Origin of the sequence: Kribbella voronezhensis, from assembly GCF_004365175.1 — a bacterium.
Taxonomy (GTDB): Bacteria; Actinomycetota; Actinomycetes; order Propionibacteriales; family Kribbellaceae; genus Kribbella; species Kribbella voronezhensis.
Map to the genome: position 1 here is coordinate 4,232,864 of NZ_SOCE01000001.1, position 14,247 is coordinate 4,247,110.

Below are 14,247 nucleotides of genomic sequence, written 5' to 3' on the forward strand. Positions count from 1 at the left end.
GCTCAGCCCAGTCAGGACCTATCAGGAGCCACCGGAGGGGACAAGGTCGTTCGTCCAGCGGGGCGCTCCACCTTGTCCCCTCCGGCGTCTCCTGATCGCGCTACGCGTGGGCTGAACGGCAGACGGGAAGACGGTTGGGGCGAAGCATGCGCAGCACCAGCTGCGCTGTCTTTGGCCGGTTGGGCGGCTGCCTCAAGTCGCTCGCCGGACGGGCAACAACAGATCGGCTTGCGCAGGTTCCTCGATCAGTGACGAGGGCCCGGGTCTGCGGCGTGGGCTGCGCTGTATGCGGCTGTTCGTTCGGCATGTTCAAGGCCAACTTGCACACCGCCGTTTCCTCCGCCGTGGCAGTACATGGACAACGAGAGACCTCGGATGGTCCAGGCGCTCGCTGGCATGTGTGCCGGACCCCACTCTTCGCGGGGTGCCCCGAAGGCGTCAGACAAGAGACGCCTCAAGGCGTCATAGCCAGCTCTGGGCTTCGGGTCCGTCGGGTCAGGTGAGAGGTAGAGGAAGAAGTTGAGGCCGAGAAACTCGCCGTTGAAGGTACTCCAGTAACCATCAACCTGATCGCCAAGAGAGGTACTGAAGACTCCGGGTGTTCGTTCCGACTCGCCAGCCGGGCTGCGCTCAAGGAAGGCCATCTCGGAGAACATGGCCCGCCGTTCGCCATCGGTGGTCGGCCACGGAGCAGCGACGATCCTGGTGATCGTCACTACTACTTCCGCTGGATCTGGTGATAGCACCGGCGGATCGTCTTCAGGCACACGGCTACCGTAGCCGCTAGCGCACGAGACGGCCCATAAGGGACGGCCTGCCAACAACCTTGAATCTCAGCGATCGGTGCCCCCGAGGTGCCCCCGAACGGCCCTGAACAGCCGTCAACGACCCCCGGCCGCTGAGCACGATAACTGCTCAGGGTCGCGGGTCGTCGCGGCGTTGGGGCTCAGGGGAACGGACTCGTAATGAGAAGGTCGTCGGTTCGATTCCGACAGGCGGCTCCACAAGAACCCCCAGGTCAGAGGCCAGTTTCCTCGGCTGGGGGTTTTGTCATTCCCGCCTCCGCGCGTTCCAGCAGGTCGGCGGTTGCTTCCCAGAGGCGTTGCTCGCGGGTGGGGTTGTGGGCGATCGGCTGTACTTCGGTCGGCTTGGTCTTCAGTACGAAGGCGCCGTCGCGCAGGTGGGCCCACTTGTCGTCCAGGGCCATCGCCGCCAGTAGTGGGCCTGAGCGTTGCGGCGTGGATACGCCCGGAATGTGGCCTAGGGCGCGGCTGATCGTCTGGAGTGCCTTCGGGGCGCCGCGGCCGAGTGCGGTGCCGGGCATCCAGCCCGGTTCGAACACCGACACGTTGAGGCCGGAGCCCGCTCGGCGCTGCAGCTCGTGGGCGTAGTACAGGATCGCCAGCTTGGCGTTCGAGTAGGCGACGCCAGAGGCGGCCATGCCTGGGGGCTGCTCACCGGTGGCGGGGCGGGCGAGTTCGACGGGGTCGGCCCACTTGGCCTCGGGCACGCTCAGCAGCTTGCGCCAGAAGTTGGCGTAGTAGGTGTTCGAGCCGAGCAGCACGACCCGTGCCGGAGCGGCGAACGAGCCGAGCAGGTCGCCGATGAGCTGGGCGTGGGCGAGGTAGTTGACGGCGAACGTCATTTCGTAGCCGTCCATCGAGGCGCGTCGGGTGTCGGGCGACATGGTGCCGGCGTTCGCGACCAGCGCCCGCAGCGGCCGGGCGGCGCTCGCGGCGAGCAGCTCGCGCACGGTGGCAGCCGCAGTACGGACGTCGGCCAGGCTCGCGAGGTCGCAGCCGATCTCGTGGACGCGTGCTCCGAGGGCACGGGTCTCCTCGCCGACCGCCGTCAGATCGCGCCCGGCGCGGCCGACCAACAGCAGGTCGGGTCGGTACCCGGCCGGGCGTCCCGCCATGGACCGGGCGGTGTACCGGCCGAGGTTGCGGGTCGGGCCGGTGATGAGAACAGTTCCAGGTTCGGTCATAGCCGCAGCCTGCGAGAACGGCGGGATGGCAACCATTCGTCCGGTTTTCGTAGGACTACCAGGGCCAGGACAGGCCGTGCGGGCTCGCGCACACTGGAGCCTGTGGAAGCGTGGGAGTTCGGCCGGACGGTACGCCGCTGGCGCGACCGGGTGGCACCTGAGGCCGTCGGCGTACCGGTGGGCCGCCGTCGCCGGGCGACCGGGCTGCGCCGCGAGGAGCTGGCCGCGCTTGCCGGCATTTCGGCCGACTACCTGACCCGCCTCGAGCAGGGACGCGCGACCGCGCCGTCAGCGCAGGTCGTGGAGTCACTGGCCCGGGCACTGCGCCTGGCCGACACCGAACGCGATCTGCTCTACCGGCTCGCCGGCCACGTCGCACCCGGGCCGGAAATCGTGCCGTCCCGGGTCACGCCGAGCGTGCAACGGCTACTCGACCGGCTCTCGCACACCCCAGTGATCGTGTACGACGCCAGCTGGACGCTCGTGCTCGCCAACGCGCCGTACGACGCGCTCATGGGTGACACCACCGCCTGGCGCGGCCTGGACCGCAACGCCGTGTGGCGCAACGTCACTCGCCTGCCCTCACGGGTGAGGCACACCCCACAGGAGCAAGCCGAGCATGAGGCCCGGCTCGTAGCCGACCTGCGCCTGACCGCCTCGCGCTACCCGGCCGACCGTGCTCTGCGGCAGCTGATCACCGACCTGACGTCCGGCAGCCCGCGTTTCGCCGAACTCTGGGACACCGAGGCACCGCCGCCCCCGACTGACCCGGCCCGGCGCAAGACCATCGACCACCCAGCGGTCGGCCCGATCACCCTGGACTGCGACACCCTCCTCGTCACCCTGGACGACCTCCGCATCACCATCTACACAGCCGAGCCCGGCACCGAAGCCGCCGACCGCCTCGACCTCGCCATCATCCTGGGCACCCAGTCCCTACGACTCTGACCGCAAAGGCGTTCGTCGATCCGGTACGGCGATCCGTCTTCGACGACTCTCGCCGGCATACCCCAGCGGACGTCGCCGACTCTCGCCGGCAAACCTCCACCGCACGTCGCCCGCCCTGCGTCACGCGGACATCGCGGGAGCCCATAGCTATCAGGGTTTGAGGGCGCGGGTGGCGTAGTAGCCGGGGAGCCAGCCTGCGGTGGCGTCGGCGTGGTGTGGGGCCTCGTCGAAGCCGGTGATCACGAAGCCGGCGGCGAGTTGCCCGCCGATTTGCTCGGCCATTGTGTGGCTGTACTCCAGCGGCGCATCGGCTCCCCACAGTCGCTCGCGCTCCTCGGCCGGGACGTGCGTCAGGTCGCTGTAGGGCAGGCGGTGGCGGACGACCAGCTCGCCGCGGGTGTCCAGGGCCTCGTTGTCGAACAGGTACACGTCAGGGTTGAGGAAGCCGCACAGCAGCGCGCCGCCTGGCCGCAGTACGCGGAAGCACTCGCGCCACACGGGTGCGAGCTCGGGCACGAACAGGTTCGAGACCGGGTTGAAGACGAGGTCGAACGAGGAGTCTTCGAACTCCGACAGGTCGCGCATGTCGCCCAGTACCGTGCGCAGCTCCAGACCCTCGCGCTCGGCGACCATCTGATCCTGGGCGAGCTGACGCGGCGAGTTGTCGAAGACCGTGACCCGCGCGCCGGCCGCGGCGAGCGTCGGGCCTTGCTGCCCACCGCCCGACGCCAGGCAGAGCAGGTCGACATCGGACAGGTCGGCGGGGAACCACGCCCGGTCGACCGGCCGGTACCCGATGAGTACGACGGACCAGTCACCGGCGCGTGCCCGCGCGACGGTCTCGGGAGTGACCGGGCGCGACCACTCGTTGCCGCTCTCGACCTGAAGGTCCCACGCCGTGCGGTTGTGCGCTACCGGATCAACACTCACGCGCCTACCGTAGCGCCCGGCCCGAGTGCCAACAGGCTCTTCGGCCCAGGGCGACAGAACACCGAGCGCAACCTGGTCCTACCAGGGAATCGGTCCGTCCTCGGTCAGGAAGGCGCCGGTCGGGCCGTCCTCGCCCACGGTCGCCAGATCGACCGCGACGGCCGCGCCCTCCTCCGCCGTACGGGTCCCGCTGCGGCGGTTGAGGTCGGTCGCGCAGTAGCCAGGGCTCACCGCGTTGACCAGGATCCCTTCGGCGCGCAGTTCATCGGCGTAGAGCACGGTGATCGCGTTCAGCGCGGTCTTCGAGGTGCAGTAAGGGAGGAGGACCGAGGAGTAGGAGGCCCATGGGCTGTCCGGGTCGGCCAGGTGGGTGAGAGAGCCGAGCTCGCTGGACATGTTGACGATGCGTGCGGCGGGGGAGCGGCGTAGCAGGGGGAGCATCGCGTGGGTCACCGCGATGACGCCGAACACGTTGGTCTCGTAGACCTGCCGGACGGTGGCGGCGGGGGTCTCACTCGGCTTCTGCTGTGCGGCGGCGATCGCGGCGTTGTTGACGAGGATGTCGAGGCGGCCGAACGTGGCCTCGATGTGCTTGGCGGCGGCCTCGACCGAGCTCTCGTCGGTGACGTCCAGCGGTACGAACCGTACGTCGGCGCCGCCCGCGCGGAGTTCCTCGGCCGCCGCTTCGCCGCGATCGGCGTCGCGGGCGCCGATCAGCACGGTGATGCCGAGGGCCGCGAGCCTGCGCGCGGTCTCCTTGCCGATGCCCTTGTTCGCGCCGGTGATCAAAGCAGTCTTCTGCAAAGTCGTCATGGCACCCAGCCTCCCTTCACCCACAGGCGGCAGGGAAAGACCGAAAGACTCTGGATCTATACTCCGCAGATATGAGTGAGCTCGAAGTGCGGGAGCTGAGGTACTTCGTCGCGGTCGCCGAGGAACTGAACTTCAGCCGGGCCGCGCAACGCCTGGGGATGGCGCAACCCCCGCTGTCGAAGGCGATCGCTCAGATGGAGTCGCGGCTCGGCGTGCGCCTGCTGGAGCGCACCACCCGGCAGGTGAGGCTGACCACCGCCGGTCAGGTGCTGCTCGACCAGGCCCGGATCGCGGTCGACGCGGTGCACGCGGCGGCCCGGCGTACACAACGGGCCGGTCAGCCGACACCCCAGCTCGTCGTGGCGGTCAAGCCGGGAGGCGATGCCGGGTTGCTGGGGGAGATCCTCGCGGCGTACCGGGGATCGGGTGCGCAGCTGCCGCCGCCCGAAGTCGTCGTCGGCGGCAGCGGAGAGCCGATCGCCATGCTACGGGACGGCCGTGCCGATGTAGCGCTGCTGCGCAGCCCGTTCGACGATCGAGGGCTGGATTCCGAGACGCTCGTGGTCGAGCCGCGACTGGCGGTTCTCCCCACTGCACACCGCTTGGCCAGACGCCGCCGACTGCGGCTGACCGACCTCGAGGGCGAACCGATCCCACGCTGGAAAGGGGCCGCCCCCTCCGCCACCGCCTACTACACAGGATCCGACGGAGCAGGCGATGGCTTGGCGCCGGCCACGCATCCTGAGGGGCCGCTCGTGGCCAGCGTCGAGCAACTCCTGGAGGTGGTCGCGCTGGGCCAGGCGGTGGCGTTCCTGTCACTGTCCACCACCGAGCGGTACCAGCGCCCGGACATCGCCTACCGCCCCGTCACCGGCCTCAGCCCCAGCGCGGTCATGGTCGCCTGGCCGGAAACCTCCCGATCCGCAGCCGTCGCCGCCTTCATCCAAGCCGCCCACAACGTCGCCGCCCACCACCCCACCCACCTGACGGCCCTGGCCTGACCGGGGTCATCATCCGGCGCGGCTCTCGGTCGAGGTTGGGTCGTGGTTAGTGGCTGTTCGCGGGCAGCTCGTTCGGTGTGGTGAGCGCAGCTGGGGTTGCTGAGGTCTCCGCGGGGTCGGATCGGGACAGCCAGAGGGCGGTGAATGCGGCGGTGGTCAGGGTGACGGCGCCGGCGACGAGGAAGGCGGTGTTGAGGCCGGTTTCGAAGGAGGCGCCGTTGGATTGCCGGGTACGGACGATGGCTCCGAGTATCGCCACGCCGAGGACGGCGCCGATCTGGCGGGTGGTGCTGCTGATGCCGGAGGCGAGGCCGCCTTCCTGCGGGCTGACCGCCTGGATGGCGGCGCCTGTCAGTGGCGACATGGTCAGCGCGAAGCCGATGCCGACGACTGCCAGTCGCCACCACACGTTCCCGTAGGCCGTGTCGGCGTGCACCATGCCCAGCGCCAGCAGCCCGATGCCCGCCAGGACCAGGCCGATGGTGACCACGATCCGGAAGCCGTACCGCGCTGCGAGCCGGCCCGCGAATGGACTGACGATCACCATGGCAACGGAGGTAGGCAGGGTCTGCAGACCGGCGCGCAGGATCGAGCTGCCCTGGACGTACACGAAGAACTGGGAAAAGAAGAACGACGAGCCCATCAGCGCGAACCCCACCACGATCATCGCGGTGTTGGACACAGTGAACAGTCGCTGCCGGAACAGCCGCAGCGGCAGCATCGGTGCGGAGCGACGCGCTTCCACGGCGACGAACCCGGCGAAGAGGATCGCCGCGGCGGCGAAGCTTCCCAGAATCATCGGCGAGGTCCATCCGCGAGCACCACCCTCGATCAGCCCGTAGGTCAGTGCCCCCACTGCCAGGACCGACAGCGCCGTCCCCGGGAGGTCGATCGCGGGCGCGTTCGGATTGCGGGACTCTTCGAGGTGCCGCAGGCCGATCAGCAGCAGGATCACGCCGATGGGCAGATTGACCAGGAAGATCGCGGGCCAGCCGAACGCGTCGGTCAACACGCCACCGGCAACGGGTCCGGCAACCAGGCCGAGGCCGCTGAATCCGGCCCACAGCCCGATCGCCTTGATGCGTTCCTGAGGAACGGGATAGGCGGCCGCGAGCAGGGCCAGCGAGGCAGGGCTCAGTGCCGAGGCTCCGATGCCCTGCAGCACCCGGCCGACGATCAGCCATCCTGCCGAGGGCGCGAAGCTGCACAGCACTGATGCCGCGGTGAACACCACAGCGCCGGCCAGGTACACCCGCTTGCGGCCGAACCGGTCGGCGAAGACGCCGCCGGACAGCAGCAGCATGGCGACCAGCAGCACGTACGCGTCGACGATCCATTGCAGACCGGTCAGCTGGATGTGCAGCCGGTGCTGCATGTCGGGCAGCGCAGCTCCAACGATCGTGTTGTCGAGCAGCACCATGAATTGGCCCAGGCAGGTCACCGTGAGCAGCACGGCCCGGTTCGGTCGACTGCCTACTGTCGCAGGCGATGCAGCCATGCGATTCCTCTCCTCGGAAGTTGCGCCTCTGCCCGGCCGAGGCGGGGTGGCGCTGTTAAAGCAGTCGGCGACTGCGTTAGGAGACTGTACGGAGGCTTCGCTGCAAACGCAAGCGGCGACTGCGTTAAGGTGAAAGCATGGACGAGCGACAGCGAGCCCGGCGACCCGGTGGGCGCGGTGCCCGGGTCCGTGCGGCGGTGCATCAGGCGGTCACCGACCTGATCAGCGAGCGCGGCTACGGGAAGTTCACCGTCGGCGAGGTCGCGGCCCGCGCGGGCGTGGCCGACAGCAGCATCTACCGCCGGTGGGGCAGCCTGGAAACCTTGCTCACCGACGTGGCGCTCGCCCGCCTCGACGCGCGGTCGCCGATGCCCGATACCGGCAGTCTGGCCGGCGACCTGCACGCATACGCGGCCAACGTGGCGCGCGAGATCACCGGACCCGACGGCCTGGCCTTGGTACGCCTGGCCGTCGCCCTGTCGAGCAACGGTCAGCAGGGCCTGCAGGCGCTTGACGATCTCCTCGCCGAACGCGGGAGGCAGTTGCAGTCGATGCTCGACCGCGCGCAAGACCGCGGCGAGCAAGCACCTGATGCGCTCGGCGTACTGGACCACGTGATGGCCCCGATGTACATCCGCGTCTTGTTCGGCTTGGGCCCGCTCACCCCGGAGTACGTCGACGGGCTGGTCGACCGCCTGCTGTGACCTCAGCCTGCGCCGCCGCGAGCAGACGCTATTGCGTCGTGGTGCTGCGGGACTGCTTCACGTTGGTTCAGTGCTCCGCACAGCGCGAGGGGCGACGCTCTGCGCCCTGTGAGCAGGCAAGATGGGGAGCATGTCCTTGGCTACGCCCACGCTGCACACCGCTCGCCTGAGATTGCGACCCGTGACCAGCGCGGACGCGGACGCGCTCTTCGCATTGCACAGCAGCGCTTACGTACTGCGGTACTGGGACTCGCCACCTTGGAGCGATCGTGCGCGTGCCGGACGCTTCATCGCGGCGTCCGAGCAGATGGCCGAGGAAGGCACCGGCGTACGGCTGGCAATGGACCGCGCATCCGACGGGACGTTCATCGGCTGGTGCAGTCTGACTCGGTGGAACCCCGAGTATCGCAGCGCGTCAATTGGCTACTGCCTCGGCGATGCGGCCTGGGGACACGGCTACGCGACAGAGGGCGCGCGCGCCTTGCTGCAGTGGGCTTTCGACACATTGGACCTGAATCGAGTTCAGGCCGAGGCCGATACGCGCAACGCGGCATCCGCCCGTGTTCTGGAGAAGCTCGGCTTCGTGCGCGAAGGCACGTTGCGGGAAGACTGCATCGTGAACGGCGAAGTGTCGGACTCATGGGTGTACGGCCTGCTCCGGCGCGAGTGGCACCCGGTCTTGTCGAGGGCAACGAGTTCTGTCTGAACTGAGTGCTAGGCGATGTCGCGGCGCAGGGTTGTGCGGGTGGCCAGCGCCGCGAAGATCAAGGACCAGGTCAGGAGTGCCAGTCCGCCCGAGGTCTGGCCGAGCATTGCGGCGTCGGCTGACGACGTGAGTCGGCCCAGCGCATTGCCGGCCTGGTAGGGCAGGTACTGCGCTAGCTCGGAGGTGGCCTGGACACCGCTCAGGATCGGGCCGATGACGAAGATGTAGACCACGAATCCGACGATGGCGGCGATCTGGTTGCGGATCAGGCAACCGACGGCGACCCCGAGTACGGCGTACAGGGCTACCTCGATGGCGACGCCGCCGAGGGTCCTGGCGAGGTCGGTGCCGGAGAGGACGAGGTCGACGTGCTTGGCGGCGAGCCAGGGGAGGGCGACTACGAGGACCACGCCGGTGCAGACCGCGGCGTACCCGACTCCCACCACGGCGTACGTGAGGAGTTTGGCGACGACGACTCGGCCGCGGCGGGGCGTCGCGAGGTACGTCGGTGTGGCGGTCTGGTGCACGAATTCGCCGGTGACCGCGATGATGCCGAGGATCCCGACCACCACCAGCGTCGCGGTGGCTTGGGCGAACACGGTCCGTTGCCCGGCGGCGGTTTCGAGGCCGACCGGACCCGGTTCGGCGAAACCGATCGCGGCGCTCGTGGTGGCGCCGACCATCGCCAGGCCGAGGATCAGCATCCACAACCAGAGCCTCGTGGTGGTGAGCTTGCGGAACTCACCTCGCAGGAGCGCGGTCATGGTTGTTGCGACACCGCGGTGGTCAGCGAGAAGAAGATCTGCTCGAGCCCGTCCTGGCGGGTCTCCAGGGCGTGCAACTCCACCCGGTGCTCGAAGGCGAGTCGCCCGACCTCCCGCGCGCTCAGACCGCTGGTCTCCAAGGTGTCCGCTGCCGAGTCCCTGCTCACGACTGCTCCGGACGACTTCAGTACTTCGGCGAAGCGCTCTGCATCAGGAGTGACGACGAGGACCCGGCCACCGGTGGCGAGCTCGTCCAGCCGGCCCGCCCGGACCAGGTGGCCGTTGTCGATGATCACCACCCGATCGGCGATCTGCTGGACCTCCGACAGGGCGTGGCTGGAGACCAGCATCGTGCGTCCCTCGTCGGCGAGCTGCTTGAGGAATCCCCGCAGCCAGGCGATACCAGCGGGATCCAGCCCGTTGGCCGGCTCGTCCAGCACCAGCACGCCCGGGTCGCCGAGGAGAGCGGTCGCCAGACCCAGCCGCTGCCGCATGCCGAGCGAGTAACCGCGTACTGGTCTGCGGGCGGCGTCGGTCAGACCCACCAACGCCAGTACGTCGTCAGCGCGGCTGTCGGCGAAGCCGTTCACGGCGCAGTACACGCGCAGGTGGTCGCGTCCGCTGCGGCCGGGGTGGAAGCTGCTTGCCTCGAGCGCGGCACCGACGACTGTCGCAGGGCGGGGGAGCTCGGCGTACGGCGTACCGCCGATGGTCGCCGTACCGTCGGTCGGCTCGATCAACCCGAGGAGCATCCGCAGCGTGGTGGTCTTGCCCGCACCGTTCGGGCCCAGGAACGCGGTGATCTCACCCGGCTCGACGGTGAACGACAGCGCGTCGACCGCACGGACGTCGCCGAAAGACTTGGAGAGTCCATCGACCTCGACGCGTTGCCCGGTCGCCACGGGCCCAGGCTAACTTCGCCGGATGTTCGAGAGCCAGAGCCGATGTCGCGGCCGGCAGCGACGCCTGCCTGGCATCGGGCAGGCGGTAGTGCTCTCTCATGCACCCTGGCTATCTGGTCTAGGGGGAGGTTGACTGGCTGCGCTGGGTCGGGTGTGTGAGGCGAGGGGAGAGCGGGATGGTGCGCGTGGTTGTCGAGACTGATGAGGCGCCGAAGTCGGCGGCGTACAGTCAGGCGGTGAAGGCTGCGGGGCTGGTGTTCGTGTCGGGGCAGGCGGGGTACGACCCTGCGACCGGGTTGCTGGCGGGGGACACGATTCAGGAACAGACGCGGCAGTGTCTGCGCAACGTCGCCGCGATCTTGGAGGCGGCAGGGAGTTCGCTGGACAAGGTGGTCAGTGCGACGTTCATCCTGCGGGACCCGGCGGACTTCGCGGGGATGAACGAGGAGTGGATGGTGTGGTTCCCGACCGTTCAGCCTGCTCGGCAAGGGGCTTCGCTGCCGGTGGACGTGGAGGGACTGCGCGTTTCGATCGCGGCCATCGCCGAGGCGTAGGACGAGGGCGTTGACCTGAAAGTCGGCTAAGAAGCCGGCCGGCAGGACATTTCCGGACGCGCAGGTTCGTTGGAACCGGTAAGACGGTCACTGCGGAGGAACCATGAGTCTTGTCGGAACCCTGGTCGGGTACGCGTTGTCGCTGTTCATCCTGCTGCTGCTTGCCCGCATGGTGCTCGACTGGGGACGGGTGCTGACCCAAGGGCCGCCCTGGGTCGGTCGCGCGCGGGCGGCGGTCTACGCGGGGACGGAACCGGTGCTCGCACCCGTACGGCGAAGGCTGCGGCCGGTGAACGCGGGCGGGCTTTCGTTCGACATCGCTTTCACCGTCGTGTTCGTCGCCGTACTGGTACTGCGCTCGATCGCCTTCAGTTTGTAAGGGATTCCAGCCCGTCCCACGACCAACGGGGAATGCTGAGGCCGTCGGGTACGTTGTCCGCCGAACCCGTGTACTGCGCCATGCTCGTCGTCGTGGCCCAGGCGAAATAGTCGTGCAGCACCTGCCGCAGTGGGTCTTTCAGACCGACGTCGTCGAGAGCTTGGTCGAAGCAGGCGATCGCCCGGCGGTCCATCTCGTGGTGCGGGCCGTTGCCGCTGTGAGTCCGTACGACGGACGACTCGTCGCCGTACGACTCGGAATACGTGGTCGGTCCGCCCAGGGCCTCAGCCCAGTACGCCGCCAACCGGCCGGTGTGCTCGGGATGGAAGCCGTGGCTGAACGCGTGACTGACCACCTCGTCGGCCATCACCCGCGCATGCCAAGCCTCGGCCAGCCGAACCATGCCCGCCCACCCACCCGCAGCCTCGTACACAGTCTCCATCGCTCCAGCATGCCCATCGCGACCCGGCGGCGCGAGAGGCTCGTCGAGAAACCGCCGGATATGCCCGGCCCAGAGCTCAGGCTTCTCGAAATGACACATATGCCCGGCCTCGGGGATGATCGCCAGCTCGCTCCCCGGTACTGCGGCATGCAGCCGATGCGCCACCTCCACGGGAAATCCGAGGTCCCGCTCGCCGTGCAGAATCAGGAGCGCCTTGCCGAAGTCCCGCAGTACGAACTCAGCATCGACAGGGCACCACGGGTGCATGGCACCACTGACCGCTCTCTCATAACTCCAGTCGCCCTCGTCCATACCCAGGCTCGCCCGGAATGCGGCGTACGCCGGCGCAAGCTCGAGATCCCACACATCGGTCTGCTGTCGCTCCGAACTCACGTCGGGCTTCTGATAATCCGTGTACGCCGTGGTTGAGGCGAGCACGAGTCGTCGCACCTGCGCCGGATGCTTGCCGACGAACTGCATCGCCGCCCGCCCGCCGGTCGAGAACCCCAGCAGATCGACCTCACCGAGCCCCAACTCGTCGATCAGCCGGCGCGCATCCGCCACGACGTACTCCGGTTGCAGCAGGTCGTCCGGAAGTCCGCGAGTACTCCGCCCGCAGCCACGGAAGTCGAACAGCACGACGTGGTGATCGCGCGCCAGCGGTTCGAACCCCGGCAGCAGATAGCCGTGGCCGACATCCGGCCCGCCATGGAACACGAGCAACGTCGGCCGCTCGCCGCGCCGCCCGAGCTCACGCACGAACAACGTGACGTCCCCGACGTCGACCAGCCGACCATCACCCATGCGAGGACACTTCCAGACCCCACCGACAAGACCTGTCAGTGCTTGAGGTTGTGGCCTTCGGAGGTCAGGCGGGCGCGTAGATCCTTCACTTCGGAGGGCGGCCGAGGCGCGCGCCAGTTGGAGCCCTCACTACCCCGCACCGAGGACTCCTCCGCCTTGTCGCGCTTCCGCCGCCACCACCACATAGCTCGAGCATGACGTACAGGTGCTTGCTGGCGCCACGGGTGGTGAAGAACGACAACTGGCCGACGCTCCCCGCTGACCCGGGAGTCAGTTGGTGGTGCGTTCTTTTTCGCTGCGTTCTATGCAGAACTCGTTGCCTTCGGGGTCGGTGAGGGTGGTCCAGCCTCGGCCGTCTGGTTGGCGGTGGTCTTCGTGGAGGGTGGCGCCGAGGGCGAGGAGGCGGTCGACCTCTTCGTCGCGGGTGCGTTCGGTCGGGACCCAGTCGATGTGCAGGCGGTTCTTGACCGTCTTGGATTCGGGGACGCGGATGAAAAGGAAGCCTGGGAGGGGGTCCGGGGACTCGAGGAGTACTTCGTCGTCGGCGGGGGAGTCCTGGGCGGACAGGGGCCAGCCGGTGGCCTGGCTCCAGAAGGTGGCCAGTTCGTACGGTTGCGCACAGTCGATGGTCAGGTGCCGAAAGATCATGGCCGGACTCTAACCTCGCGGACTGTCCCTGGGCGGGTCTAGTGTGCGAAGCAAGGGGAAACCACTCGGGCAAGGAGCGATCTGATGGCGTCACGACTGAATCCGTACATCAGCTACAACGGCACTGCGCGGGAGGCGTTCGAGTTCTACCGCAGCGTGTTCGGTGGGGAGCTGACGATGAACACCTTCGCCGAGTTCGGCGCGGAAGGGTCGCCGGATGCCGACAAGATCATGCACGCCTCACTGGAGGCGCCGAACGGCTTCGCGCTGATGGGCTCGGACACGCCCGAGGGGATGGACTTCAAGCCCGGTACGACGATGTCGGTGAGCCTCAGCGGTGACGACGGCGACGACCTCCGCGGGTACTACGAAAAGCTGTCGGAAGGCGGCACCGTGACGATGCCGCTGGAGAAGCAGATGTGGGGCGATGAGTTCGGCATGTTCGTCGACCGGTTCGGCGTCTCCTGGATGGTGAACATCGCGGCACCACAAGGCTGATCGACCTGGCGAGCTCCTGCGCCTGCCCGACGACCGGCAGGCGCAGTACTGGAGTGCGGGCAAGCGGGCGCGCGCTTCGCGGAGTGGATAAATGAGTACGCCGGGCAGCGGTCCCGCGGCTACCGTCGGAGGGGGAGCGCAAGCCGGCGGAAAGAGAAGCGCGTGAACGACGTCCTGTACGACGCGGTGCGGCACAACAACTGGGCGAGCAAAGAGCTGGTCGAGTTCTGCCGGGACCAGAACCTGAGCCCGGAACAGCTGCAGGCGACCGGCATCGGCACCTTCGGTACGATTCCCGAAACCTTGCACCACATCGTCACCTGCGACGGAAGCTATCTGCGTCGCCTCGCCGACAGCGACCAGTTGACGTGGGCGGACGGCAGCAAGCCGGAAGCGGACTTCGACAAGCTGCTGCTGTGGATCGAGGAAGCGCGCCTGCTCTGGGAGGACGTCCTCGCCAAGCCGATCGACACCGAGCGCGTGATCGTCGTCGACAGCGGGCTGCGCGAGTGTCGTGCCGGCATCTTCATCGCCCAGGCCCTGAACCATGCCAACCACCACCGCGAACAGGTCTGCGCCATCCTCACCGGCCTCGGCATCGAGCCGCCGGACATCCAGGCCTGGGAATATGCCTGGCAAACCCACCGAATCTGGGACCGCTGAGCTCGT

General features: G+C 68.2%; 17 protein-coding genes. 8 read left to right on the forward strand and 9 right to left on the reverse strand.

Annotated features, from left to right (window positions below):
- Window positions 1-245 precede the first annotated feature (245 nt).
- Together EV138_RS19625 and EV138_RS19630 are read right to left on the reverse strand one after the other, a co-directional pair.
- Window positions 246-767, reverse strand: coding sequence for a hypothetical protein (locus tag EV138_RS19625; RefSeq protein ID WP_133980316.1), 522 nt, complete (start codon window positions 765-767; stop codon window positions 246-248).
- Between the two features lie 251 nt (window positions 768-1,018).
- Window positions 1,019-1,987, reverse strand: a complete 969-nt coding sequence (locus EV138_RS19630) for an SDR family NAD(P)-dependent oxidoreductase (RefSeq protein ID WP_133980317.1) — start codon at window positions 1,985-1,987, stop codon at window positions 1,019-1,021.
- 102 nt (window positions 1,988-2,089) lie between these two features.
- On the opposite strand from EV138_RS19630, the gene EV138_RS19635 reads away from it, so the two are divergent.
- Entirely contained in the window at window positions 2,090-2,935 is an 846-nt protein-coding gene (locus EV138_RS19635; protein WP_133980318.1) for a helix-turn-helix transcriptional regulator, read from the forward strand.
- Window positions 2,936-3,085: 150 nt separating this feature from the next.
- On the opposite strand, the gene EV138_RS19640 is transcribed toward EV138_RS19635, so the two are convergent.
- Together EV138_RS19640 and EV138_RS19645 are read right to left on the reverse strand one after the other, a co-directional pair.
- Window positions 3,086-3,865 (reverse strand): class I SAM-dependent methyltransferase, encoded by a 780-nt coding sequence (locus EV138_RS19640; RefSeq protein ID WP_133980319.1) that lies wholly within the window; start codon window positions 3,863-3,865, stop codon window positions 3,086-3,088.
- 78 nt (window positions 3,866-3,943) lie between these two features.
- Window positions 3,944-4,678 carry an SDR family oxidoreductase gene (locus EV138_RS19645; RefSeq protein ID WP_202866768.1) on the reverse strand — a complete coding sequence of 245 codons (735 nt, stop codon included), beginning with the start codon at window positions 4,676-4,678 and terminating at the stop codon, window positions 3,944-3,946.
- Between the two features lie 71 nt (window positions 4,679-4,749).
- Between EV138_RS19645 and EV138_RS19650 the strand changes: the two genes are divergently transcribed.
- Window positions 4,750-5,679 (forward strand): LysR family transcriptional regulator, encoded by a 930-nt coding sequence (locus tag EV138_RS19650; RefSeq protein ID WP_133980320.1) that lies wholly within the window; start codon window positions 4,750-4,752, stop codon window positions 5,677-5,679.
- Between the two features lie 46 nt (window positions 5,680-5,725).
- Here the strand turns inward: EV138_RS19650 and EV138_RS19655 are convergent, their stop codons facing one another.
- Complete coding sequence (locus tag EV138_RS19655; RefSeq protein WP_133980321.1) at window positions 5,726-7,177, reverse strand: MFS transporter; 1,452 nt, start codon at window positions 7,175-7,177, stop codon at window positions 5,726-5,728.
- Between the two features lie 137 nt (window positions 7,178-7,314).
- Between EV138_RS19655 and EV138_RS19660 the strand changes: the two genes are divergently transcribed.
- Together EV138_RS19660 and EV138_RS19665 are read left to right on the forward strand one after the other, a co-directional pair.
- Window positions 7,315-7,881 carry a TetR/AcrR family transcriptional regulator gene (locus tag EV138_RS19660; RefSeq protein ID WP_133980322.1) on the forward strand — a complete coding sequence of 189 codons (567 nt, stop codon included), beginning with the start codon at window positions 7,315-7,317 and terminating at the stop codon, window positions 7,879-7,881.
- 130 nt (window positions 7,882-8,011) lie between these two features.
- Entirely contained in the window at window positions 8,012-8,587 is a 576-nt protein-coding gene (locus EV138_RS19665; RefSeq protein WP_133980323.1) for a GNAT family N-acetyltransferase, read from the forward strand.
- A gap of 8 nt (window positions 8,588-8,595) precedes the next feature.
- Here EV138_RS19665 and EV138_RS19670 read toward each other — a convergent pair whose 3' ends face one another.
- Both EV138_RS19670 and EV138_RS19675 read right to left on the reverse strand, forming a co-directional pair.
- Window positions 8,596-9,351 (reverse strand): ABC transporter permease, encoded by a 756-nt coding sequence (locus tag EV138_RS19670; RefSeq protein ID WP_133980324.1) that lies wholly within the window; start codon window positions 9,349-9,351, stop codon window positions 8,596-8,598.
- A complete protein-coding gene (locus tag EV138_RS19675) occupies window positions 9,348-10,253 on the reverse strand; it encodes an ABC transporter ATP-binding protein (protein WP_133980325.1) in 906 nt (301 codons plus the stop codon). Before EV138_RS19675 ends, EV138_RS19670 begins: the two co-directional genes overlap by 4 nt.
- 176 nt (window positions 10,254-10,429) lie before the next feature.
- Between EV138_RS19675 and EV138_RS19680 the strand changes: the two genes are divergently transcribed.
- Both EV138_RS19680 and EV138_RS19685 read left to right on the forward strand, forming a co-directional pair.
- On the forward strand, window positions 10,430-10,807 hold the full coding sequence (locus EV138_RS19680; RefSeq protein WP_133980326.1) for a RidA family protein: 378 nt from the start codon (window positions 10,430-10,432) through the stop codon (window positions 10,805-10,807).
- A gap of 103 nt (window positions 10,808-10,910) precedes the next feature.
- Window positions 10,911-11,186, forward strand: coding sequence for a YggT family protein (locus EV138_RS19685; RefSeq protein WP_133980327.1), 276 nt, complete (start codon window positions 10,911-10,913; stop codon window positions 11,184-11,186).
- Here EV138_RS19685 and EV138_RS19690 read toward each other — a convergent pair.
- Together EV138_RS19690 and EV138_RS37345 are read right to left on the reverse strand one after the other, a co-directional pair.
- A complete protein-coding gene (locus EV138_RS19690) occupies window positions 11,176-12,432 on the reverse strand; it encodes an alpha/beta fold hydrolase (protein WP_133980328.1) in 1,257 nt (418 codons plus the stop codon). The two genes, EV138_RS19685 and EV138_RS19690, sit on opposite strands and share 11 nt — an antisense overlap.
- 270 nt (window positions 12,433-12,702) lie before the next feature.
- Complete coding sequence (locus EV138_RS37345) at window positions 12,703-13,080, reverse strand: VOC family protein (RefSeq protein WP_166678644.1); 378 nt, start codon at window positions 13,078-13,080, stop codon at window positions 12,703-12,705.
- 84 nt (window positions 13,081-13,164) lie between these two features.
- Here EV138_RS37345 and EV138_RS19700 point away from each other — a divergent pair, with 84 nt between their 5' ends.
- Window positions 13,165-13,578, forward strand: a complete 414-nt coding sequence (locus EV138_RS19700) for a VOC family protein (protein WP_133980330.1) — start codon at window positions 13,165-13,167, stop codon at window positions 13,576-13,578.
- Between the two features lie 162 nt (window positions 13,579-13,740).
- Window positions 13,741-14,241, forward strand: coding sequence for a DinB family protein (locus tag EV138_RS19705; protein WP_166678645.1), 501 nt, complete (start codon window positions 13,741-13,743; stop codon window positions 14,239-14,241).
- Window positions 14,242-14,247: the final 6 nt, after the last annotated feature.